Raw genomic sequence first — 20259 nt, 5'->3', positions numbered from 1 at the left:
CACCATGCTCGCCTCCTCGCAGACCATCGCTCCCAAGCCGGCCGCCTTGCCCTCCGTTCAAGCTTCTCAGCCCGCCCACCCCGCCCTGCCCGGCAGCGGTGCGGCCGGCGGGCCGAGCTTTGCGCAATTCCTGAACGACCAGCCTGGGTTGCCGACGCCACCGGCCCACGCCGATCCGGTGCCGCGCGAGCCTGAGTCCCCGACCCACGAGCCCGCGCCAGCTGCCGCCACAGCCACAGCCACAACCCGCCGCCCTGCCGCGCCTGCACCCGCCAAGCCGGCGCAGGGCCGCACGCCCGACGCTGCAGCTTCGGCCAAACCCGAGCAGGGAGCCGTCAGCGGCGAGGCAGGCGATGACAGCACCGTCGCCACGACCGACGGCGACGGCGCGCAAGACCTTGAAACCTCCGGCCTGGCCGAGTTCACCCAGCTCATCGGCCTGACGCCGCCGGCCTTGCCCGCCCAGGCCATCGTGGCCGCTCAGCCGGGCGCCGAGGCCACGGCAGACGACACGCCTGGCGGCAAGCATGTCGCCCGCGGGCGCATCAACCGGCTGGCCGACGACGACAGCACATCAACCGCCCGCGCCGGTACCGGCGCTGATGCCGCTTCGGCTGGAGCTTTCGAGCGCCGCCCGGCGGACGCCACCTCACAGGACGTCGCGCCTCGCGCCAAGGGCGTGGAACAAGCCATTGCCGCCGACAAGGTGGCGGCACGCGCGGCCATCCACAGTGACGCCCTGCAAGCCGCCTCCTCCGGCGATGCCAGCACGGCTCACGCGGCCACCTCGCCTGATGCCCTCCCCACCAGCTTCGCCGCGGTGCTCGCCCAGGCCATGCCGGCCCTGGCAGCCGCGGCCGACACCGCACCGGTCAGCGCCAGTGGCCAGGTGCAGGCCGCCGTTCACAGCAATGCCTTCGCGCCCGAGCTTGGCGCGCGCGTCAGCCTGCTGGCGGTGGACGGTGTGCAGCAGGCCGAGTTGCAGCTCAACCCGGCCGACATGGGCCCGGTGGCGGTGCAGATCGTCATCGACGGCTCCCAGGCGCAGGTCTCCTTCCATGCCGCCCAGGCCGAAACCCGCCAGGCGCTGGAGCAGAGCCTGCCCGACCTGGCAGCCGCGCTGCAGAGCCAGGGACTGACCTTGTCGGGAGGGGGCGTCTTCCAGCAAACCCAGCAGGATCAGAAGGATCCCAGGGGCAGCGATGCCGACGCCGGCAACAGCGGTGACGACCGCAGTTCGCGCACAACGACCGGCGGCGGGCGCATCGCCGCCGGCACCGCGGCAGCACCCGCCCGGCGCGCCGTCGGCCTGCTCGACACATTTGCCTGAAGCTGAAGCGGAAATAGGCACACCTCGCTCCAGCTAATCGGCGCTTGCCCGGCGGGCCCGGGGTCAATAATCCAGCGCATGTGCCCACGGCCTGCAGTGGCTGGCCTGGGCGATGGACGTCTCAAGGAGTGCTCATGGCGACTGCGCCGGCTGCTGCGGAAACTGCCGCGCCCAAGGGGGGCGGCAGCAAGAAGCTCATCATCATCCTCGCCGCCGTGCTGGTGCTGGTGCTGGTGGGCGGCGGCGCGGCCGTCATGCTGCTCAAGAAGAAGCCCGTTGCCGAGGACGGTGAAGACGGCGCCGAAGCCACCACCGAGAGCCCGGCCAAGCCCAAGGCCCACGCCAAGAGCGACCACCCGCCCACCTTCGTGCCGCTGGACCCCTTCACGGTCAACCTGGCGGACAAGGACGTGGACCGCTTCGCCCAGATCGGCATCACGCTGCAGGTCGAAGACCCGAAGTTCGCCGACCAGATCAAGGCCTACATGCCTGCCATCCGCAGCAATGTGCTGATGGTGCTGGCGCACAAGACCGCCGCCGAGCTCTTGACCCGCGAGGGCAAGGACAAGCTCGCCAAGGACATCATGCGCGAGTCGGTGCGCCCCATGGGGATCGAGCTCGATGAGGACGACGAGCACGAAGCCGCCGACGCGCCCAAGAAGAAAAAGAAGAAAAAGGCCCACGTCGAAAGCCCGGTGACGCAAGTCCTGTTCTCCAACTTCATCGTCCAGTAAGCCTGGGTCAGCAATGAATCAGCAGATCCTTTCCCAAGACGAAGTCGATGCACTGCTCCAGGGCATCACCGGCGAGAGCCAAAAGCTCGAGCAGGAAGAGGAGCAGGTCGGCGGCATACGCGAGTACAACCTCGCCAGCCAGGAACGCATCGTTCGTGGGCGCATGCCCACGATGGAAATCATCAACGAACGGTTCGCGCGCAACATCCGTGTCGGCCTGTTCAACTTCATCCGCAAGAGCCCGGAAGTCGCCATCGGCGGCATCAAGGTGCAGAAGTACAGCGCCTTCCTGCGCGAGATCGTCGTCCCGACCAACTTCAACATCGTGTCGGTGAAGCCGCTGCGCGGCAGCGGGCTGATCGTCTGCGACCCGACGCTGGTGTTCGCCGTCATCGATTCCCTGTTCGGCGGCATCGGCAAGTTCCACGCCCGCATCGAGGGCCGCGACTTCTCGCCCACCGAGCAGCGCGTCATCACCCGCATCGTCGAGGTCATCCTCGCCGAGTACCACAAGGCCTGGAAGGGCATCTATCCGCTCGAGCTGGAATACCAGCGCTCGGAGATGCAGCCCCAGTTCGCCACCATCGCCACGCCCAGCGAGATCGTCGTGTCGACCTCGTTCACGCTGGAAATCGGCGAGACCAGCGGCACCATTTATTTCTGCATCCCCTACTCGACGCTGGAACCCATCCGCGACGTGCTGTATTCGACGACGGTCGGCGACTCCTCCGAGCCGGACCGGCGCTGGATCAATCTGCTCAAGACCCAGATCCAATCGGCCGAAGTTGAACTGGTGGCGGAGCTGGGCACGGCGCCGGCCACCGTCGAGCAATTGCTGGCCTTCAAGCCGGGCGATTTCATCGAACTGGACCTGGACCCCATGATCCAGACCAAGGTGGACGGCGTGCCCGTCTTCGACTGCCACTACGGCACGTCCAACGGGCGTTATGCCCTCAAGATCGACAAGATGCTGACCGGCCCTCAAGAGAGCTGGTTGGGAGCCAAACATGAGCCCTGATTCACCCAGCCAAGAAGAACAAGACGCGATGGCGGCCGAGTGGGCCGCGGCGCTGGCCGAGGCCGCGCCCGCCCCCTCCACCGCGACCGAGGTCGTTACCGAGGTGCCGGAGCAGGTTTCCACGCCCAGCTTCGCCAACTTCACGCCGACCAGCGGCGCGGGTCCAGGCAATGACATCAACATGATCCTGGACATCCCCGTCCAGCTGACCGTTGAACTGGGCCGCACCCGCATCCCGATCAAGAACATCCTGCAACTGGCTCAGGGCTCGGTCGTGGAGCTGGACGCGCTGGCCGGCGAGCCGATGGACGTGCTGGTCAACGGCTACCTGATCGCCCAGGGCGAGGTGGTGGTCGTGAACGACAAGTTCGGCATCCGGCTGACAGACATCGTCACGCCTTCGGAGCGCATGCGCCGCCTGTCCAAGGCGGCATAAACGGCCCACCCCGTACCGGCTTCGCCGGCCCCCTCAAGGGGGCAACGCCGTCTGCCCGGCAAAGCCGGATCAGCGGCTGCCCTCGACGTCGCCGCGCCTACGGCAGCGGCGGTCTTTGGACAACCAAGGGTTTGCGCTGCCATTTAGGGGGTTCGCCGGCTCAAGTCCGTCCGCAGAATGCCGAGGCATGAATGCTTCCGGCCTGCTCCCCTTTCTCTGGTTCCTCGGCATCGTCGCGCTGATCCCGGTCGCGCTGTGGCTGCTCAAGCGCACGCCGCTGGGTGGCGCGGCGGCTGTCGGCGTGCTGCGTGTCGTGGCGCAACTGCCCACGGCGCCGAACCAGCGCATCCTCGTCGTCGAGGTCGGCCAGGGCGATGACCGCCGCTGGCTGGTGCTTGGGGCCACGGCCCAGAACATCACGACGCTGCATGTGATGCCGCCGCAGGCCGAGCCCGTCCCGCCAGCCAGCTTTGCCAAGCTGCTGAGCAAGGAGCGCCAAGATGCGTCTTAAGCCCCTGCTTGGCGCCACGTTGCTGCTCGCAGCCGGTGCCGCCTTTGCCCAAGCCCAGACGCCGCCGGCCACCGTGCCGCTGCTGATTGGGCAGGGTGCGGGCGGCAGCTACTCGGTGCCCATCCAGACGCTGCTGTTCTTCACCGCCCTGGGCTTCCTGCCCGCAGTCATCCTGATGATGACGGCCTTCACGCGCATCGCCATCGTGCTGAGCCTGATGCGCCAGGCGCTGGGCACGCAGGCCGCGCCGCCCAACCAGGTCATCGTCGGCCTGTCGCTCTTCCTGACTTTCTTCGTCATGAGCCCGACGCTGGACAAGGTCTACGCCGAGGCCTGGCAGCCCTACAGCGCCGGCACCATCCAGTTCGACGAGGCCTTGAAGCGCGCCGAGGTGCCGATGCGCGGCTTCATGCTCAAGCAGACGCGCCAGGCCGACGTGGCCCTGTTCTCGCGCCTGGCCAAGCTGGATGCCAGCGTCAAGGCCGAGGACGTGCCCTTCAAGGTGCTGGTGCCGGCCTTCGTGACCAGCGAGCTGAAGAGCGCCTTCCAGATCGCCTTCCTGATCTTCATCCCCTTCCTCGTCATCGACATGATCGTGGCGAGCGTACTGATGAGCCTGGGCATGATGATGCTGTCGCCCGTGCTCGTCGCCCTGCCCTTCAAGCTGATGCTGTTCGTCTTGGCGGACGGCTGGAATTTGCTTCTTGGTTCTCTTGCAGCGAGCTTTGTGACCTGATGGACGCTCAACAAGTCTTCACCTTCGGCCAGCAAGGCCTCTACATGATGATGCTGGTCGCCGCACCAGTGCTCATCGTCGTGCTGCTCGTCGGCGTCGTCGTCAGCGTGATCCAGGCGGCCACGCAGATCAACGAAGCGACGCTGTCCTTCGTACCCAAGGTCATCGCCACGGTGCTGACGCTGGCCGTTGCGGGGCCGTGGATGATGACGACGCTGGTGGAGTACATCCAGCGGACGTTGATGACGATCCCGAACGTGGTTGGGTAGGTTGGCGCCGTGAGTGGGCGGCTGGTCAATGCTTCGGGTTGGCGCCACGTTGCCGGGAGTCCGTCCCGGCGGCCGGGTAACTTTCTTCTGCGGGGCCAGAAGAAAGTCACCAAAGAAGAGGCCCTGAACCGCACACCAGCACCACATGCACGAGCTGCGCCGTGCAACAGCCGCACGGTGAGTGGTCAGACGCGAACCGCTGCGCTCTCGCTGCTGTCCCTGTCACCAGCACCATCCATCGCCCCGCCTGCCCGCTTAACGCGCGGCTGCACGCCGGGCTCACCAGAAAACCAAATACAACGTCGCTCGGGCGACGCGACGGCTAGTTGCGCTCGGCGGCGTCGCCCCAGCGACGCGGTATTCCCTGATAAGCCCGGCGTGCAGCCGGCGTTAAGCGGCGTGAAGGGGCAATGGATGGCGCTCTCCACAAGGACAGCAGCGAGAGCGCAGCGGGTCGCGTCTGCCCGTAATGCAGGTGAGTGTTTTCGCGCGACGCTCATGGCGTCGTCGCGATCGTGTGCGGTTCAGCGCCTCTTCTTTGGTGACTTTCTTCTGGCGCCGCAGAAGAAAGTTACCCGGCCGCCGGGACGGACTCCCGGCAACGTGGCGCCAACCCAAAGCACCGAAAACCGCACGCCCCCTGGCGACAAGCCCTGAACGGAGCAACAAACACCCAATGTTCTCCGTCACCGAAGCCCAACTCCTCGCCTGGTTGAATCCACTTTTGTGGCCCTTCATCCGCACGCTGGCCCTGTTCGCCGGCATGCCCACCTTCAGCCAGCGCAATGTGCCGCTGCGCCTGCGCGTGGGCCTGGCCCTCTTCATCTCGGTCGCCTCCCAGCCCTCGCTGCCGGCGATGCCGGTCACGCCGCTGGACTCGATGCCCGCTTTAACGCTGCTGGTCGCCCAGCAGCTGCTGATCGGCCTGTCCATGGGCTTTGCGGTGCGCATCGTGTTCGCGGCGCTGGAGTTCGCCGGCGAAATCATCGGCCTGCAAATGGGCCTGAACTTCGCCGGCTTCTTCGACCCCAGCACCGGCGCCCAGGGCACCGCCAGCGCGCGCTTCTTCGGCAGCATGGTGGCCTTCCTGTTCATCGCCATCAACGGCCATCTGCTGCTGATCAACGCGCTGATCCAGAGCTTCCACGCCTTCCCGGTCGGCGGCGAACCCTTCGCCTTCCTGCGCGTGGCGACACCTCAGCAATGGGGGGCCGAGATCTTCAGCATCGGGCTGTGGATCGCGCTGCCGCTGATCACGATGCTGATGTTCGTCAACCTCGTGCTCGGCGTCATCTCGCGCGTCGCGCCTCAGATCGGTGTCTTCTCGGTCGGCTTCCCGCTGACCGTCAGCATCGGCCTGATCGGCATGGTGGCCACCCTGCCGCTGATGCAGACGCCGTTCATGGTGGCGCTGGAGCGTCTGCTGTCAGCATTCAGTTAGGCCTCGCGCAACGCCGTCGTCACAGGCAGCGAAGCCGCCCGCACCGCAGGGAACAGGCCACCCACGAAGCCGATGGCCAAGGCCCACTTGATGCCCTCCCACAGCAGTCCCGGCGACACGGCCAGGTTGAAGCTGAGCTTGCCGACCGAGCCGGCCGCCATCGTGGAGGCCTCGTAGCCGTTGAAGATCAGCCAGGCGATGCCGCCGCCGATGAGGCCGCCGATCAAGGCCAGCAGCGTTGTCTCCAGCATCACGGCGACAACGACCGGGAGGCCGCGAAAGCCGATGGCGCGCAGCGTGGCGATCTCGCGGGCCCGCGCGGCCACGGCGGCGAACATGGTGTTCAGCGCGCCGAACACCGCCCCCACGGCCATGATGGAGCCGACCACGATGCCGATGATGCGCAGGATCTTGGTCATCTGCTCGCTCTGCTTGGCGAAGAACTCCACCGTCGTGGTCGCCTTGACCTTGAGCTGCGGGTTGTTCTCCAGCGATTCGCTGAAGGCCTTGATCGCTGCCGGGCTGTCCAGTTTCACCGTGGCTGAGTTGGCCCCGTTGCCACGCCGGTAGGCGTCGTTGACCATCGTCGCGTCGCCCCACAGCTCGGACTCCATCGCGTCGCCTGAGGCGAAGATGCCGACGACGGTCCAGGGCTGGTTGCCGAGCTTCAACGTGGCGCCCACCGTGAGCCCGTCGAACTGCCGCACCGCGCCCTTGCCGACGACCAGTTCCCGCAGGCCCGGCTGGAAAACCTTGCCCTCGACGATCTTGACATTGGGCCGCACGGTGAAGGCGGCTTCGCTGATGCCGCGCACCTGGGCGCTGCCCTGGTCGCCGGCCTTGCCGCCCTTGACCGGCAGGTTGGCCGCCACCACGGTTTCGGCCGACAGAATGGGCTCGCCCTTGGCATTGCGGGACACGCCCGGCGCCTGCCCGATCTGCACGACGTCCTCCCGCGTCAGCGACGACGACACCTCGTTGGCGGATGCGCCGCGCATGACGATGGCGGTGTCCAGGCTGCCCGAGTTGCGCAGGGTCTGCGCATAGCCCTCGGCCATGGCCAGCAGCGACACGAGCACACCCACCACGCCGGCAATGCCGACGACGATGACGGCCGAGGAGCCCAGCCGCTGCGTCAGTGTGCTGATGCCCACCGAAGTGACCGAGAGCGCCTGCGCGCCGCTGCGAAAGAGCAGCATCCACAGCGCCAGCAGCGCGGCCAGCGCGAGGGCGCCATACCAAGGCATGAGGATCCACGCGGCCAGCATCAGGACGGTGAGGAGGATGAGGCCGAAGTTCTTCAGGAATTTCATGCTCATGCCCTCCCGGCCAGTGCATCGGTGATGTTGATACGCATGGCGCGCAACGCCGGCAACGCGCCGACGGCCAAGCCGAACAGCAGGGCCAGGCCCACGCCGATCATCCAGCTGTCCACCCCGGCCGCGGGCAGGTTGAGTGCGCCGCCGCTACCCTGACTGACGATGGGGCCGATGACGCTGGCCAGCCCCAGGCCGGCCGTGCCGCCGATCAGCAGCAGCAGCACCGACTCAGCCAGCACCATCGAAAGCACGCTCTCACCCGAGAAGCCCAGGGTCTTCAGCACCGCGATCTCGCCGGTGCGTTCACGCACGGCCTGCATCATGGTGTTGCCGGCCAGCAGCAGCAGCGTGAAGAACACCGCACCCATGATGGAGGTGACGATGAGGTTGATGTCGGCCACTTGCTTCATCCAGCTGGACATGGCGGCTGCCTCGGTCTGGGTGCGCGTCTCGTGGTCGGAGTTGGCCGAGATCTCGTCGATGGCCTTGAGCACGCGGTCAGCCTGGTTCACATCCTTGACTCGCGTCACGTACCAGCCCACCTGGCCCTGGTTCCAGGGCGTGGTGTCGTCGAAGTATTTCCAGTTCAGCAGGAACATCTGGTCCCACCAGCCGGCTGCCTTCCTGTCCGCCACGTGGATGATGCCGACGATCTGGAAGGGCCAGTTCTGGCTGCCGTTGCGGTCCGGGAAGATGGTGGACTGCATGGGCACCTGGTCGCCGACCTTCCAGCCAAATTTGCGCGCCAGGCCTTCACCGACGAGGGCGCCATTCTTGGTCTCGGCAAACGCCTTGCGGTGCTCGGCCGAGACTTCCATCTCGGGGTAGATGTCGAGGTAGTTGGGTGCGACGGCGAAGCTGAAGACCGCGTTCTCGGGCTTCTGGTAGGCGCCGCCGAACCAGTTGGCGAAGGCTACATCCTTGACGCCGTCGAGCTGCGAGATGCGTGCGCCCAGCGACATCGGCAGCAACTGGATGAAGCTGAGCTTGGAGCCCGTCTGCAACCGTTGGGCGCCGTTGGCACTCTTGCCGGCCTGGTCGAAGCCGACGCGCACCGCGTCCAGCAGGCCGAACAGCAGGAAGGCCGTGATGATGGACACCAGGGTCAGGAAGGTCCGGCCCTTGCGCCGGAACAGCGCCGCCCAGATGAGATGAAGGTATTTCATGCCAGCCTCCGCAGAGCCGTCTCAAAGAGGCTGGACGCCCCCTCGGGGGGCAGCGAACAAAGTGAGCGTGGGGGCATCATCTGCTCCTTCAAGCGGTGGCTTCGGTTACCAGCGTGCCCTTGTCCAGATGCAGCGTGTGGCTCGCTCGGGCCGCGGCGCGCGGGTCGTGGGTGACCATGACGATGGTCTTGCCATGATCGCGGTTGAGGGCCTGCAGCAGCGTCAGCACATCCTCGGCGGATTGCCGGTCCAGGTCGCCGGTGGGTTCGTCGCAGACCAGCAGCGTCGGGTCCGACACGATGGCCCGCGCGATGGACACGCGCTGCTGCTGGCCGCCCGACAGTTCGGTCGGCTTGTGCGAGGCGCGGTCGGCCAGGCCGACGAGCTGCAGCGCAATCGCCGCGCGCTTCTTGCGCTCGCCCGCTGACAGCTTGGTCAGCAGCAGTGGCAGCTCGACGTTCTTCTGCGCCGACAGCGTGGGCATCAGGTTGTAGAACTGGAACACGAAGCCGACGCGCGAGGCGCGCCACTTGGCCAGCGCCGCGCCGGACAGCTTGTCGATACGTTCACCGCCAACGCTGATGGCGCCGCCGCTGGGAGCGTCCAGGCCGCCAATGAGGTTGAGCAGCGTGGTCTTGCCGGAGCCCGAGGGGCCCATCAAGGCAAGGAAGTCGCCCTGCTGCACATCCAGCTCGATGTGGTGGAGCACTTCCACCTTCTGCTTGCCACGGGTGTAGACCTTGGACAGGTCACGGATCTCGATCAGTGCGCTCATCTCTTCAGTCCTTCTTCACGATGTTGGAACCCTGCTTCAGTTCGGTGGGCGGCGACAGCACGACCGTTTCGCCCGCCTTCAATCCGCTGGTGACCAGCTTGAACTTGCCCGCGTCGGCGCCGAGCTTCACGGCGCGCTGCTCCGCGCGATCGTCATGGGCGACGAACACGGCGTCGCCGCCGTCGCGCTGCACCAGGGCCTCCGGCGGCAGCAGCACGCCGGGTACCGGTTTGGCTTCGGTCTTGGGCTTGGCCGCCAGGAAACTCACGCGCACGCCCATGTCGGGCACCAGACGTTCGTCCTTCTTTTCCAGTGCCACACGCACCTTGACCGTGGCCTTGCCACGATCGGCGCTCGGGATGACGGCAACGACATGGGCCGGGATCTTCCAGTCCGGGTAGGCGTCGAGAACGGCTTCGCAGGGCATGTCGGGCTTGACCTGGGCGATGTAGGCCTCGTTGACGTCGACGTTCACTTCCAGCGAGTCCATGTCGACGATGGTGCCCACGCCGGTACGGGTAAAACCCCCGCCGGCGGACAGCGGCGAGATGATCTCGCCCACCTGCGCCGCGCGGGCCGTGACGACGCCGTCAAACGGCGCCCGCACGGTGGCGTAGTCGAAGTTGACGCGCGCCTGCCGCGCCTGGGCCTGGGCGGCCTCGATCTGGCGCTGAGACGCTTCCATCTGCGCGGACACGGTCTTCACCGCCGTGGCCGCCTGCTCGCGCGACTGGCGCGTCGTCATGCCGCTGGCGTTCAGCTCGGCCTGGCGGCGCTCGTCGGCCTGGGCCTGGGCGAGCTGGGCGCGCACCTGGCCGAGATTGGCTTCGGCCGTGCGGATCTGCGCCTGGGCCGCGGCGAGGCCCGCCTTCAAGCCGGTGTCATCGAGCCGGGCCAGGACCTGCCCCTTCTTGACCTTGAAGCCCTCGTCGATGAGCACCTCAGTCAGCGTGCCGGTCATCTGGGCCGAGACGGTCGCCATGCGGCGCGCCGTCACATAACCCGTCGCCTGCAGGACCGCATCGGCGCTGGCGCCCTGACCGTTGGCGCGGACCGTGACCGTCTGCACCGGGATCGGCTTGTTCCCCGACAGCCACCACCAGGCCCAGGCGCCGCCCGCGGCCAGCAGCACGACGGCCACCACCAGGGCCCAGACCCACTTGGGCGGCCCGCCGTCGCCATGGTCCTCGCGATGCGCACCGTCGATGCGCAACTCTTTCAGCAATCCGGTATCGATGACACGCCCCCTTGAACAGTTGGCTTGGGCGGACCCTCAGGCCCGCAGCAGCACCGGTCTTTCGACCACCCATTTGGAACCGGGGCGGATTGTGCAGTGGCTGCTGCCACAGCATGTCATCAATCGATGGACGGCGGCTGGCGGTGGCGAATCGACAGCCAGGGGCGATGAACGGCGGCCGTCAGGCCTGGCGTGCCGGCGTCATTCAGCTGGCGACGAGTCCGTTGCGGATGGCATAGACCGTCAATTCGGAGTTGTTGCTCAGGCCCAGTTTCTCCAGCATGCGGGCACGGTAGACGCTGACGGTCTTGGGGCTGAGCATCAGCTCCTCGGCGATGTCGGACAGCCGCTTGCCCGAGGCGATCATGACCAGGGTCTGCAGCTCGCGGTCGGAGAGCTTGTGGTGGGCCTGCTCGGTGACGGGCGCGGTCAGGCTTTCGACCAGCATCTGCGCGATCTCGGGCGTTACATATTTTCGGCCCTGGGCCACGGTGCGCACGGCCTGCACCAGCGTGGCGGGGTCGCCGCCCTTGTTGACATAGCCATAGGCGCCGGCCTTGAGCGCGCGGATGGCGTACTGGTCCTCGGGATACATGGACACGATCAGCGTGCGTACCGGGTTGCCCTCGTCCTTGAGCACATGCAGCACGTCCAGGCCGGAGCGGCCGGGCATGTTGATGTCCAGCACCAGCACGTCGCAGGGGTTGTCCTTGCCCAGGGTGTGCAGCAGGCCGCGCAGCTCGGTGTAGTCGCCGGCCTCGCCAATGACCTCGATGTCCTGGGCATCCGCCAACGTGTCACGGATGCCGCGGCGGATCAGGCCGTGGTCGTCGCAGAGGATGACCTTGATCACGCGCGTCCCCAGATGGATTGGCCGTCATCCTTGCCGAAGTCGGTCGAGTCGTCCAGTGCGTCGATGGCGTCCTGGGCCAGCGGCACGGTCAGGATCAGGCTGGTGCCGCCGCCCGGCGGGCTGGACAGGTCGACCCAGCCGCCCACCGTCGCGGCGCGCTCGTGCAGGCCACGGATGCCGAAGGACCGCTCCTTGGCGAGGTCGCCCCGCCCCATGCCGCGCCCGTTGTCGCGGATCTCCAGCGTCAGCACGCCGGAGTCCTGGCTGAGTTCGATGTCGACCCGGGTCGCCAGCGCATGCTTGGATACATTGGTCAGCGCCTCCTGCGCCGTGCGGTAAGCCACCAGCGGCACGCCGGAGGGCAGCGCCAGCCGCTCTTCGCCGATGCGCAGGCCAGCCTCGATGCCGGTGCGGCGTTCGAAACGGGCCGTCATCCACTGCAGGGCGGCAACCAGGCCCTGCTCCAGGATAGCCGGACGCAGGTTGTGCATGATGCGCTGGCTGGCCTCGATGGCGGCATTCACAGTCTCCAATGCCGCGGCAACGCGCTGGCGCACCTCGGGCTCCTGGGCATGGCGATCGATCCAGGCGAGGTCGAACTTGACGGCGGTCAAGGACCCGCCGACGTCGTCATGGATCTCCCGCGCGATGGCGGCACGCTCCAGCTCGACGCTGGTCTGCAGGTGGCCGGCCAACTGGTGCAGGCGCTGCTTGGACTTGACCAGTTCGTGATCGGCGGCCACACGGGCCTTTTCGTTCTCGGCGGCGTCGATGGCATGCAGCAGGGCGGGTGCCAGCCGGTTCAGGTTGTTCTTCAGCAGGTAGTCGGAGGCGCCATTGCGCATCGCGCCCACGGCGGTGTCCTCGCCGATCTCGCCGGAAACGAGGATGAAAGGCGTCAGCAGCTGGCGCGCCTTCACCGCCTCCAGCACATCCAGGCCCGAGTAGCCAGGCAGGTTGTAGTCCGAGATGATGGCGTCCCAGGGGCGCTCCAGCGCGGCCAGCACGGCGGGCAAGGCGTCCAGCCTCTGCATCTCGACCTTGAGCCCCGCACGGCCGAGCTGGGCAAGGATGAGTTGATGGTCGAGTTCGGAATCCTCGACATGCAGCACACGCAGGACCCGGGGCGCCTGCTCCACAGCAGAAATCGTCATGGGGGCGCAGTATGCCGCCGCTCGCGGCAGGTGGCCCGGCGCCACACTCGACGCGGGTCAGAGCGGTAATACGGCTCGTTCTCGTGACATCTCCAGGTCGACAGGGGCCGAAAAAGGAGTGAACATGCCATGATGCATTCGCCCTGAGGGTATCCACAGGGCTGGGACAAGAAGCAGCATCCCCTCGCGGAGACACGATGCAGACAGAACCTTCCACCGCCGCCGAATTCGATGGAGCCGTGGCCGCCATGCCGCTGCTGGCGGCCGCGGAACTGCAGGATCACCTGATGACGGTGACGAACGACCTTGAGCGCCTGCAGCGCCTTCTCGACGATGCCGGTGAAGCCCTGTCCACGCATTTCTACAGCGCGTCCGGCGAGGTCATGTCCTTGCTCAGCAGCAGCGACGGCACGCCGGCCTCCGAAGGCCTGAAGCAGATCATGCAGGACATTGCCGGCGCCATCACCGCGCTGCAGTTCCAGGACATGGCGACCCAGCTCATCGCTCACACCAGCCAGCGCCTGCGCAACTGCGCCGACCAATTGGCCCGCGACGCCTTCGGTGCGGATGACGAGGACGGCGCGGCCGTCGTCGAGATCGCACCGCTGCGGCCCAACCCGGTCACGCAGGATGAGATGGACGCCGGCTCCATCGAACTTTTCTGAATCCCCCCAAGCTAAATTCAGCCCCCAGGCAACGTTCTCTCGGAGAAAACTCAAATGCACTCAATCCTCGCTGTCGACGATTCGGCCTCGATGCGCCAGATGGTGGCCTTCACGCTCAAGAACGCCGGCTTCAACGTGGTGGAAGCTGTGGATGGGCAGGACGCCTGGGAGAAATCGGGCCAGCGTGACTTCGACCTCGTGCTGACCGACCAGAACATGCCGCGCATGGACGGCATCAGCCTGACCAAGAAGCTGCGCGAGAACCCCAAGTTCAAGACCACGCCCATCCTGATCCTGACCACCGAGTCCAGCGATGCGATGAAGCAGGCGGGCCGGGCTGCCGGCGCCACCGGCTGGCTGGTCAAGCCCTTTGACCCGGCCAAGCTGATCGAAGTGATCGGCAAGGTCATTCGCTGAAGTTCGGTCCACCGGAGCAACAGCCATGGGCGACATGACCACAGAAGGCGCCAGCATCAGTGCTGGCATCGACCTCAGCCAGTTCTACCAGGTCTTCTTCGAGGAAGCCGGCGAGAACCTCGACAACATGGAGCGGCTGCTGCTCAATGTGAACGTCGAGGCGGCCGACGACGAGGAGTTGAACGCCATCTTCCGCTGCGCCCACTCCATCAAGGGTGGCGCGGCAACCTTCGGCTTCAGCGATGTCGCCGAGCTGACCCACCAGATGGAGACGCTGCTGGACAAGCTGCGCCGCCACGAGCTGCAGCCCAATGCCGCCATGGTGGACGTGCTGCTGCAGTCCGGCGACGCGCTGCGCACCCAGCTCGCCCGCCATCAGGGCTCGGGCGGCGACGTATTCGACACGACCGACCTGCTGGTCAGCATCAAGAGCTTCGTCGAAGGCGGCGGCGCGCCCGCACCTGCAGCAGCCGCTCCGGCACCCAAGGCTGCACCCGCGCCTGCTGCCGCCGCGCCCGCCGTACCGCTCAAGTCCGGCGCGCGCCTGCTGGAACTGCAGGTCGGCCCGCTGACCGACCTCAGCCTGGCCGACAACCTGGTCGAGCTGTTCAAGGAAATCACCGACCTCGGCAACATCGAGCCGCTGGACGCCGGCCAGAGTTCCGACGGCATGCGCCGCTTCAAGGTGCTGACCAGCTCGACCGACAACGACCTGCTGGACCTCTTCACCTTCCACGTCGCCCGCGAGCAGGTCAAGCTGATCCCGCTCGGCCCCGGCTTCGGCTTCTACGACGGTGCGCCCGGCGCACCACCGGCCGAGGCACCGTCCGCCGACCCCGGCTACGGCTTCTTCGATGACGCCCCCGGCGTGCCCGAAAGTGTCGCTGCGGCAGCGCCCGTCGCGGAGGCCGCGCCCACGGCCGCCATCGTGCCGACCCGCCCCGCCACGCCGGTCGCCAAGGCCGAGGCCAAGCCCGCGGCCATGGACCAGACGACGCTGCGCGTGTCGATCGAGAAGGTCGACCAGCTCATCAACCTCGTCGGCGAACTCGTCATCACCCAGGCCATGCTGGCCCAGAACAGCCGCGAACTCGACCCGGCGATGTACCAGCAGCTGACCTCGGGCCTGGCCGACCTGGAGCGCAACACGCGCGATCTGCAGGAATCGGTCATGTCGATCCGGATGATTCCGATGTCGACGGTCTTCAACCGCTTCCCGCGCATGCTGCGCGACCTGGCGGCCAAGTTGGGCAAGAAGGTCGAACTGGTCACCCAGGGTGAAGCCACCGAACTGGACAAGAGCCTGGTCGAGAAGATCACCGACCCGCTGACCCACCTGGTGCGCAACAGCTGCGACCACGGCATCGAGATGCCGGAAGACCGCACCGCCCGCGGCAAGCCCGAGCAAGGCACGATCACGCTGGTCGCTTCCCACCAGGGCGGCAGCATCGTCATCGAGGTACGCGACGACGGCCGCGGCCTGAACCGCGACAAGCTCATCAAGAAGGCGCGTGAGAAGGGCATCGACGCGCCGGACACGATGACCGATGCCGAGTGCTGGAGCCTGATCTTCGCGCCCGGCTTTTCCACGGCCGACGTGGTCACCGACGTGTCCGGCCGCGGCGTCGGCATGGACGTGGTCAAGAAGAACATCACGTCGCTGGGCGGCACGGTCGAGATCGACTCGGCGGAAGGCTACGGCATGAAGGTGTCTGTGCGCCTGCCGCTCACACTCGCCATCATGGACGGCATGAGCGTGGGCGTTGGCGACGAGTGCTACATCCTGCCGCTGTCCTCCGTCGTCGAATCCTTCCAGGTGCAGTCCGACACCATCAAGACCGTCGCCGGCTCCGGCCGCGTCGTCGAGGTGCGTGACGAGTACATGCCCGTCATCGAGCTTGAAAAAGTCTTTGACGTACCGCGCTTCGACTTCGAGCACGTCAGCTCCATCATGGTCGTCGTCGAGGCCGAAGGCGGCCGCGTCGCGCTGCTGGTGGACGAACTGCTCGGCCAGCAGCAGGTCGTCGTCAAGAACCTCGAAGCCAACTACCGCAAGGTCAATGACGTGTCCGGCGCCACCATCATGGGCGACGGCCGCGTGGCCTTGATCCTGGACGTCGGCAGCCTTGTGCGTCGTTCGCGCCATTGAACCATCACACACATAACTAGGAGGTCTGCATGGAAGCCAGCAACGTCCCTGCCCTGCGCCAACCCGGTGCCCTCAGCGCCAAGGCCCATGGCCCCAAGAGCGGCGAGTACCTGACCTTCCGCCTGGGCTCCGAGGAATACGGCATTGACATCCTGAAGGTGCAGGAGATCCGTTCCTACGAGCAGCCCACGCGCATCGCCAATGCGCCGGACTTCATCAAAGGTGTCGTCAACCTGCGCGGCGTCATCGTGCCCATCGTCGACCTGCGCCTGAAGCTGAACTGCCCGAGCGCCGAGTACAACAGCTTCACGGTCGTCATCGTGCTGAACGTGAAGAACCGCGTCGTCGGCGCCGTCGTGGATTCGGTCTCCGACGTGCTGGAGCTGAGCCGCGACGCGATCAAGCCGGCCCCCGAGTTGAGCTCGGCGTCGGTGGATACCAGCTTCATCACCGGCATCGGGTCCGTCGGCGACCGCATGTTGATCCTGATGGACATCGAAGGCCTGATGAGCAGTGCCGAGATGGGCCTGATGGAAGCGGCCATCGCCGCTTGACCGCCCTGCCCTGATTCCTGTTCACGTGCCCCCGCAACGAGGCGGGGTGTGCGGAGCCTTGCTTGCTTTGGCCCCTGGAGATTCGCATGAGTCAGCCCAACAACTCCATTGCCCGCCAGGTGTCTCTGACCGGCGCAGTCGCCGTTGCAGTGGTGCTGCTGGGTGTCAGCCTTATCGTCGGCACACTGCTGAAGCGGTCCGCCAATGACCAGGTGCAGACCTGGGTGGGCGACAAGGCCGAGTCGCTGATCGACGCGATGCAGGCGATGGACGACGTCGCCGCCAAGCAGATCCAGCGCAGCTTCGGCTCCTTCCGCCAGGATTTCGGCCCCAGCTTCACGCTGGACGAAGCCACCGGCGACCTGCGCGACTGGGGCCCCAAGCTCAATGGCAACTTCACCCAGGTCGACAAGTTCGCGGCCGTCAACGGCGGCGTGGCCACCGTCTTCGCGGCCAAGGGCGACGACTTCGAACGCATCACGACCTCGCTGAAGAACGAGAAGGGCGAGCGTGCCATGGGCACGCTGCTGGGCAAGCAGCACCCTGCCCATGCCACGGTTTCCGCCGGCAAGCCCTACACCGGCCGGGCGCTGCTGTTCGGCCGCGCCTACATGACGCATTACGAGCCGATCAAGAGCGACGCCGGCAAGGTTATCGGCATCCTCTTCGTCGGCTTCGACCTCGACGCCTTCGAGCTCGCCATGGACCGCATGGCCGGCAGCGCCAAGTTCTTCGAGCACGGCGGCACCTATATCGTGGCCGTGCCCAAGGACCCGACCAAGGCCCTGCTCGCCGCCCACCCGTCGGCCAAGGGCAAGCTGCTGTCCAGCGTCGCACCCGGCTTCGAGAAGACGCTGGCCGAACAGACCGCCAGCGCCGTCGTGCTGGACGACGTGCCCGATGTGCTGGGCAACGGCAAGACCGACAACTTCGCCGTGGCGCGCAAGAGCGAGAAGACCGGCTACTGGGTCGTCGCCCAGGTCTCACGCGGCGAGGCTCAGGCCGCCGGCCGCACGACGCTGTGGTTCTTCTGGGGCGCCCTCGCACTGACTGCCGTGGGCCTGGGCTTCGGGTTGATGTGGATGATGCGCCGTTGGGTCGCACAGCCGCTGGCCTCGCTGCAGAAGGCCGTCGGCGCGATTGCCGAGGGCGACCTGACCCAGTCGGTCAGCAGCAGTCGCAACGACGAGATCGGCTCACTGATCCAGGACACCGAGGGCATGCGCCAGCGCCTGGCCACCACCATCGGCACGGTGCGCAACTCGGTCGACAGCATCGGCACGGCCAGCACCGAGATCGCGACCGGCAACCTGGATTTGAGCCAACGCACCGAGCAGACAGCCAGCAACCTGCAGAACGCTGCTTCGTCCATGAGCGAGCTGACCGGCACCGTGCGGCAGACCGCTGACTCGGCCCGCACGGCCAACCAGCTCGTGCAGTCCGCCGTGGCGGCCGCGACACGCGGCGGCGAGGTCGTCGGCCAGGTCGTCACGACCATGGACGAGATCAATGTCGCCAGCAAGAAGATCTCCGACATCATCGGCACCATCGACGGCATCGCCTTCCAGACCAACATCCTGGCGCTGAACGCCGCCGTGGAAGCGGCGCGCGCCGGCGAGCAGGGCCGCGGCTTCGCGGTCGTGGCCGGCGAGGTGCGTTCCCTGGCCGGCCGCAGCGCGGAGGCGGCCAAGCAGATCAAGGCGCTGATCGGCAACAGCGTCGAGCGCGTCGAGAACGGCGCCCGCCTGGTGCAGACGGCCGGCACGACGATGGGCGAGATCGTCTCCAGCGTGCAGCGCGTGCAGGACATCATTGGCGAGATCAGCTCGGCCGCCACCGAGCAGAGCGAGGGCATCAATTCGGTCAACACCTCGGTCGTGCAACTCGACCAGATGACGCAGCAGAACGCCGCCCTGGTGGAAGAGTCCGCCGCCGCGGCCGAGAGCCTGAAGGAGCAAGCCCAGCGCCTTGTCGAGGCCGTCGCCGTGTTCCGCGTGGCCGGCAGCGAGCCGCAGCGCAGGGCCAGCGCCCCGGCACCGACGAAGGCGCACGCACCCGCTCCAAAGGCCGCAGCACCCAAGGCGCCTTTCAAGGCGGCAGCACCCAAGCCCGCTGCCGCGAAGCCCGCCTCCGTCGTCGCGCCCCGCCCTGCCCCGGCACCGGCACCGGCACCGGCGGCCGCCGAAGGCGACTGGGAAACCTTCTGAGCCCTGGGCGCTCCTTGTTGATGCCCGCCTAGGGCGCCATGGCCTTGAGCGTGGCAACTGCCACCGCGCGGACGGCTTTGTCGGCCTCGACGTCCTCGCTGGCGTTGCTGGTCACCAGCACGGCATCTTCGGTGTCCGGCTTCAGCACGATGAGGGCGAACCAGGCCTGATTGCTGCCGGTGTGGGCGAGGTGGCGGGCGTTCACGCCGGCCATGCTGTTCTGCGCCCGCCAACCAAGCGCAAACTTGCCGCCTTCACGCGCCGGTTGGTGCAACAGGTGGTAGGTCTGCGCCTTCAGCAGCTTGCCGCGTCCGTGCTCGCCGGCCATCTGGTCGACCGCGAACCTGGCCCAGTCTTCCAGCGACATGGTGATGCCCCCGGCCGGCGCAATGACGGCGGGGTTGTCCGCCTCCACGCCTTCGACGGGTTCGCCAGCCTTGTGCCCCAAGGGCTGGCCGCGGTGGGTGGCACCAAACCCCGCGCTGCGCAGGCCCAGCGGCTCGAACAGCTCGCGTTGCAACAGGGTCTCGTAGGGCAAGCCAGCGGCGCGCTCGGCGGCCAGGCCGGCGATCAGCACACCCGAGTTCGAGTAGCCGTCGCCGGCACCGCGTGCAAAGGCGGGAGGCTGCGCCAACGCGATGCGGGCGAAGGCCAGGCGCTGTTCGTGCAAAGGGCGCTTGTCTTTGTAGAACACCGCCATCCAGGATTCATCAATGTCCGCTTGCAGGCCGGCCTGGTGTGCGAGCAGGTCACGCAGGGTGACGTCACGATAGGCGGCCTGCATGTCCACGGCCAGCTCGGGTAGCAACTGACTCAGCGGGGCGTCCCAGGACAACACGCCCCGTTCCACCAGCCGCGCGACCATCGTGGCCGTCATGGCCTTGCCGTTGGAGCCGAGGTGCCAGACATCGCCCGGCCGGACCGGTTCGGCGTCGCCCTTGGCGCGCAGGCCGGCCACCACAAGCTCCGTCACCTGGCCACCGCGTATCACCACGGCGCCCATGGCGGGCACCTTGCCGCCCACGCTGGTTTCGAGGCGAGCCTGCAGACCGAGGGTGGGCGCCGCCTTGACCGCAGACGCGGGCGCCTGCGGCGCATCGGCTGCAAGGACTGTGAACGAGGCGGCGCATGCGGCCAGGGCGATCGCGCAGATTCTGTGGTTCATCACGGGGTTTCTTCTGTTCTGGACACACCGATCCCGCGGCTCGACACGGCGAGGCAGGACCGCCCGCCATGCGGCATGGGGAGGGTTGGAGGGCCGGCGCAGTGTTGTCGGCGCCCTCCTCGC

20 protein-coding genes are annotated in these 20259 nt (G+C 67.0%); 13 read left to right on the top strand and 7 right to left on the bottom strand.

Going from position 1 to position 20259, the window contains the following annotated elements; translation table 11 throughout:
• The first annotated feature begins 4 nt into the window (after nucleotides 1-4).
• From AC1DW0_RS16530 to fliR, 8 genes are all read left to right on the top strand, one after another.
• Nucleotides 5-1330: a flagellar hook-length control protein FliK gene (locus AC1DW0_RS16530; protein ID WP_457354266.1), complete on the top strand. Its 1326-nt coding sequence runs from the start codon at nucleotides 5-7 to the stop codon at nucleotides 1328-1330.
• 134 nt (nucleotides 1331-1464) lie between these two features.
• Nucleotides 1465-2064, top strand: a complete 600-nt coding sequence (locus AC1DW0_RS16525) for a flagellar basal body-associated FliL family protein (protein WP_056199292.1) — start codon at nucleotides 1465-1467, stop codon at nucleotides 2062-2064.
• 13 nt (nucleotides 2065-2077) lie between these two features.
• Nucleotides 2078-3082, top strand: a complete 1005-nt coding sequence (fliM, locus tag AC1DW0_RS16520) for a flagellar motor switch protein FliM (protein ID WP_057295840.1) — start codon at nucleotides 2078-2080, stop codon at nucleotides 3080-3082.
• A complete protein-coding gene (gene fliN, locus AC1DW0_RS16515) occupies nucleotides 3072-3518 on the top strand; it encodes a flagellar motor switch protein FliN (protein ID WP_056199299.1) in 447 nt (148 codons plus the stop codon). The genes fliM and fliN overlap by 11 nt, the downstream gene beginning before the upstream one ends.
• Before the next feature lie 187 nt (nucleotides 3519-3705).
• Entirely contained in the window at nucleotides 3706-4029 is a 324-nt protein-coding gene (locus AC1DW0_RS16510; RefSeq protein WP_457392232.1) for a FliO/MopB family protein, read from the top strand.
• On the top strand, nucleotides 4019-4765 hold the full coding sequence (gene fliP, locus AC1DW0_RS16505; protein ID WP_056199304.1) for a flagellar type III secretion system pore protein FliP: 747 nt from the start codon (nucleotides 4019-4021) through the stop codon (nucleotides 4763-4765). The genes AC1DW0_RS16510 and fliP overlap by 11 nt, the downstream gene beginning before the upstream one ends.
• Entirely contained in the window at nucleotides 4765-5034 is a 270-nt protein-coding gene (gene fliQ, locus AC1DW0_RS16500; RefSeq protein ID WP_056199307.1) for a flagellar biosynthesis protein FliQ, read from the top strand. The genes fliP and fliQ overlap by 1 nt, the downstream gene beginning before the upstream one ends.
• A gap of 676 nt (nucleotides 5035-5710) precedes the next feature.
• Nucleotides 5711-6475 carry a flagellar biosynthetic protein FliR gene (gene fliR, locus AC1DW0_RS16495; protein ID WP_477946935.1) on the top strand — a complete coding sequence of 255 codons (765 nt, stop codon included), beginning with the start codon at nucleotides 5711-5713 and terminating at the stop codon, nucleotides 6473-6475.
• On the opposite strand, the gene AC1DW0_RS16490 is transcribed toward fliR, so the two are convergent.
• The 6 genes from AC1DW0_RS16490 to AC1DW0_RS16465 all read right to left on the bottom strand — a co-directional run bounded on the left by AC1DW0_RS16490 (nucleotide 6472) and on the right by AC1DW0_RS16465 (nucleotide 12979).
• Nucleotides 6472-7788: an ABC transporter permease gene (locus AC1DW0_RS16490; RefSeq protein WP_056199315.1), complete on the bottom strand. Its 1317-nt coding sequence runs from the start codon at nucleotides 7786-7788 to the stop codon at nucleotides 6472-6474. The two genes, fliR and AC1DW0_RS16490, sit on opposite strands and share 4 nt — an antisense overlap.
• Nucleotides 7789-7790: 2 nt before the next feature.
• Nucleotides 7791-8960: an ABC transporter permease gene (locus AC1DW0_RS16485; protein WP_477946932.1), complete on the bottom strand. Its 1170-nt coding sequence runs from the start codon at nucleotides 8958-8960 to the stop codon at nucleotides 7791-7793.
• An 88-nt stretch (nucleotides 8961-9048) separates the two neighbouring features.
• A complete protein-coding gene (locus AC1DW0_RS16480; protein ID WP_056199321.1) occupies nucleotides 9049-9735 on the bottom strand; it encodes an ABC transporter ATP-binding protein in 687 nt (228 codons plus the stop codon).
• Nucleotides 9736-9739: 4 nt separating this feature from the next.
• Nucleotides 9740-10960, bottom strand: a complete 1221-nt coding sequence (locus AC1DW0_RS16475) for an efflux RND transporter periplasmic adaptor subunit (protein ID WP_457325557.1) — start codon at nucleotides 10958-10960, stop codon at nucleotides 9740-9742.
• A gap of 217 nt (nucleotides 10961-11177) precedes the next feature.
• The gene (locus tag AC1DW0_RS16470; RefSeq protein ID WP_056199324.1) at nucleotides 11178-11825 is read right to left on the bottom strand and encodes a response regulator; all 648 of its coding nucleotides are present in this window, start codon (nucleotides 11823-11825) and stop codon (nucleotides 11178-11180) included.
• Nucleotides 11822-12979, bottom strand: coding sequence for a hybrid sensor histidine kinase/response regulator (locus AC1DW0_RS16465; protein ID WP_056199331.1), 1158 nt, complete (start codon nucleotides 12977-12979; stop codon nucleotides 11822-11824). The genes AC1DW0_RS16470 and AC1DW0_RS16465 overlap by 4 nt, the downstream gene beginning before the upstream one ends.
• 197 nt (nucleotides 12980-13176) lie before the next feature.
• On the opposite strand from AC1DW0_RS16465, the gene AC1DW0_RS16460 reads away from it, so the two are divergent.
• The 5 genes from AC1DW0_RS16460 to AC1DW0_RS16440 all read left to right on the top strand — a co-directional run bounded on the left by AC1DW0_RS16460 (nucleotide 13177) and on the right by AC1DW0_RS16440 (nucleotide 18971).
• On the top strand, nucleotides 13177-13644 hold the full coding sequence (locus tag AC1DW0_RS16460; RefSeq protein ID WP_056199334.1) for a hypothetical protein: 468 nt from the start codon (nucleotides 13177-13179) through the stop codon (nucleotides 13642-13644).
• Nucleotides 13645-13698: 54 nt separating this feature from the next.
• Nucleotides 13699-14061 carry a response regulator gene (locus tag AC1DW0_RS16455; protein ID WP_056199337.1) on the top strand — a complete coding sequence of 121 codons (363 nt, stop codon included), beginning with the start codon at nucleotides 13699-13701 and terminating at the stop codon, nucleotides 14059-14061.
• 25 nt (nucleotides 14062-14086) lie between these two features.
• Nucleotides 14087-16210 carry a chemotaxis protein CheA gene (locus tag AC1DW0_RS16450; protein WP_477946929.1) on the top strand — a complete coding sequence of 708 codons (2124 nt, stop codon included), beginning with the start codon at nucleotides 14087-14089 and terminating at the stop codon, nucleotides 16208-16210.
• Between the two features lie 29 nt (nucleotides 16211-16239).
• Nucleotides 16240-16764: a chemotaxis protein CheW gene (locus tag AC1DW0_RS16445; RefSeq protein WP_056199343.1), complete on the top strand. Its 525-nt coding sequence runs from the start codon at nucleotides 16240-16242 to the stop codon at nucleotides 16762-16764.
• 86 nt (nucleotides 16765-16850) lie between these two features.
• The gene (locus tag AC1DW0_RS16440; RefSeq protein WP_477946927.1) at nucleotides 16851-18971 is read left to right on the top strand and encodes a methyl-accepting chemotaxis protein; all 2121 of its coding nucleotides are present in this window, start codon (nucleotides 16851-16853) and stop codon (nucleotides 18969-18971) included.
• 28 nt (nucleotides 18972-18999) lie between these two features.
• Here the strand turns inward: AC1DW0_RS16440 and AC1DW0_RS16435 are convergent, their stop codons facing one another.
• The gene (locus AC1DW0_RS16435; protein ID WP_477946925.1) at nucleotides 19000-20136 is read right to left on the bottom strand and encodes a serine hydrolase domain-containing protein; all 1137 of its coding nucleotides are present in this window, start codon (nucleotides 20134-20136) and stop codon (nucleotides 19000-19002) included.
• Nucleotides 20137-20259 lie beyond the last annotated feature (123 nt).

This window comes from Roseateles sp. P4_D2 (assembly GCF_056401875.1).
Note: the sequence above shows the minus strand (reverse complement) of the source record. Positions and strands in the feature narration are given on the sequence as shown.

What these genes read in the sequence shown, in the direction of transcription:
- AC1DW0_RS16485 (WP_477946932.1), bottom strand. Translation starts at nt 8,960, where the DNA reads ATGAAATACCTTCATCTCATCTGGGCGGCGCTGTTCCGGCGCAAGGGC.
- AC1DW0_RS16465 (WP_056199331.1), bottom strand. Translation starts at nt 12,979, where the DNA reads ATGACGATTTCTGCTGTGGAGCAGGCGCCCCGGGTCCTGCGTGTGCTG.
- AC1DW0_RS16490 (WP_056199315.1), bottom strand. Translation starts at nt 7,788, where the DNA reads ATGAAATTCCTGAAGAACTTCGGCCTCATCCTCCTCACCGTCCTGATG.
- fliN (WP_056199299.1), top strand. Translation starts at nt 3,072, where the DNA reads ATGAGCCCTGATTCACCCAGCCAAGAAGAACAAGACGCGATGGCGGCC.
- AC1DW0_RS16460 (WP_056199334.1), top strand. Translation starts at nt 13,177, where the DNA reads ATGCAGACAGAACCTTCCACCGCCGCCGAATTCGATGGAGCCGTGGCC.
- AC1DW0_RS16525 (WP_056199292.1), top strand. Translation starts at nt 1,465, where the DNA reads ATGGCGACTGCGCCGGCTGCTGCGGAAACTGCCGCGCCCAAGGGGGGC.
- AC1DW0_RS16455 (WP_056199337.1), top strand. Translation starts at nt 13,699, where the DNA reads ATGCACTCAATCCTCGCTGTCGACGATTCGGCCTCGATGCGCCAGATG.
- AC1DW0_RS16440 (WP_477946927.1), top strand. Translation starts at nt 16,851, where the DNA reads ATGAGTCAGCCCAACAACTCCATTGCCCGCCAGGTGTCTCTGACCGGC.
- AC1DW0_RS16435 (WP_477946925.1), bottom strand. Translation starts at nt 20,136, where the DNA reads ATGAACCACAGAATCTGCGCGATCGCCCTGGCCGCATGCGCCGCCTCG.
- fliQ (WP_056199307.1), top strand. Translation starts at nt 4,765, where the DNA reads ATGGACGCTCAACAAGTCTTCACCTTCGGCCAGCAAGGCCTCTACATG.
- AC1DW0_RS16480 (WP_056199321.1), bottom strand. Translation starts at nt 9,735, where the DNA reads ATGAGCGCACTGATCGAGATCCGTGACCTGTCCAAGGTCTACACCCGT.
- AC1DW0_RS16450 (WP_477946929.1), top strand. Translation starts at nt 14,087, where the DNA reads ATGGGCGACATGACCACAGAAGGCGCCAGCATCAGTGCTGGCATCGAC.
- fliP (WP_056199304.1), top strand. Translation starts at nt 4,019, where the DNA reads ATGCGTCTTAAGCCCCTGCTTGGCGCCACGTTGCTGCTCGCAGCCGGT.
- fliM (WP_057295840.1), top strand. Translation starts at nt 2,078, where the DNA reads ATGAATCAGCAGATCCTTTCCCAAGACGAAGTCGATGCACTGCTCCAG.
- AC1DW0_RS16445 (WP_056199343.1), top strand. Translation starts at nt 16,240, where the DNA reads ATGGAAGCCAGCAACGTCCCTGCCCTGCGCCAACCCGGTGCCCTCAGC.
- AC1DW0_RS16530 (WP_457354266.1), top strand. Translation starts at nt 5, where the DNA reads ATGCTCGCCTCCTCGCAGACCATCGCTCCCAAGCCGGCCGCCTTGCCC.
- fliR (WP_477946935.1), top strand. Translation starts at nt 5,711, where the DNA reads ATGTTCTCCGTCACCGAAGCCCAACTCCTCGCCTGGTTGAATCCACTT.
- AC1DW0_RS16510 (WP_457392232.1), top strand. Translation starts at nt 3,706, where the DNA reads ATGAATGCTTCCGGCCTGCTCCCCTTTCTCTGGTTCCTCGGCATCGTC.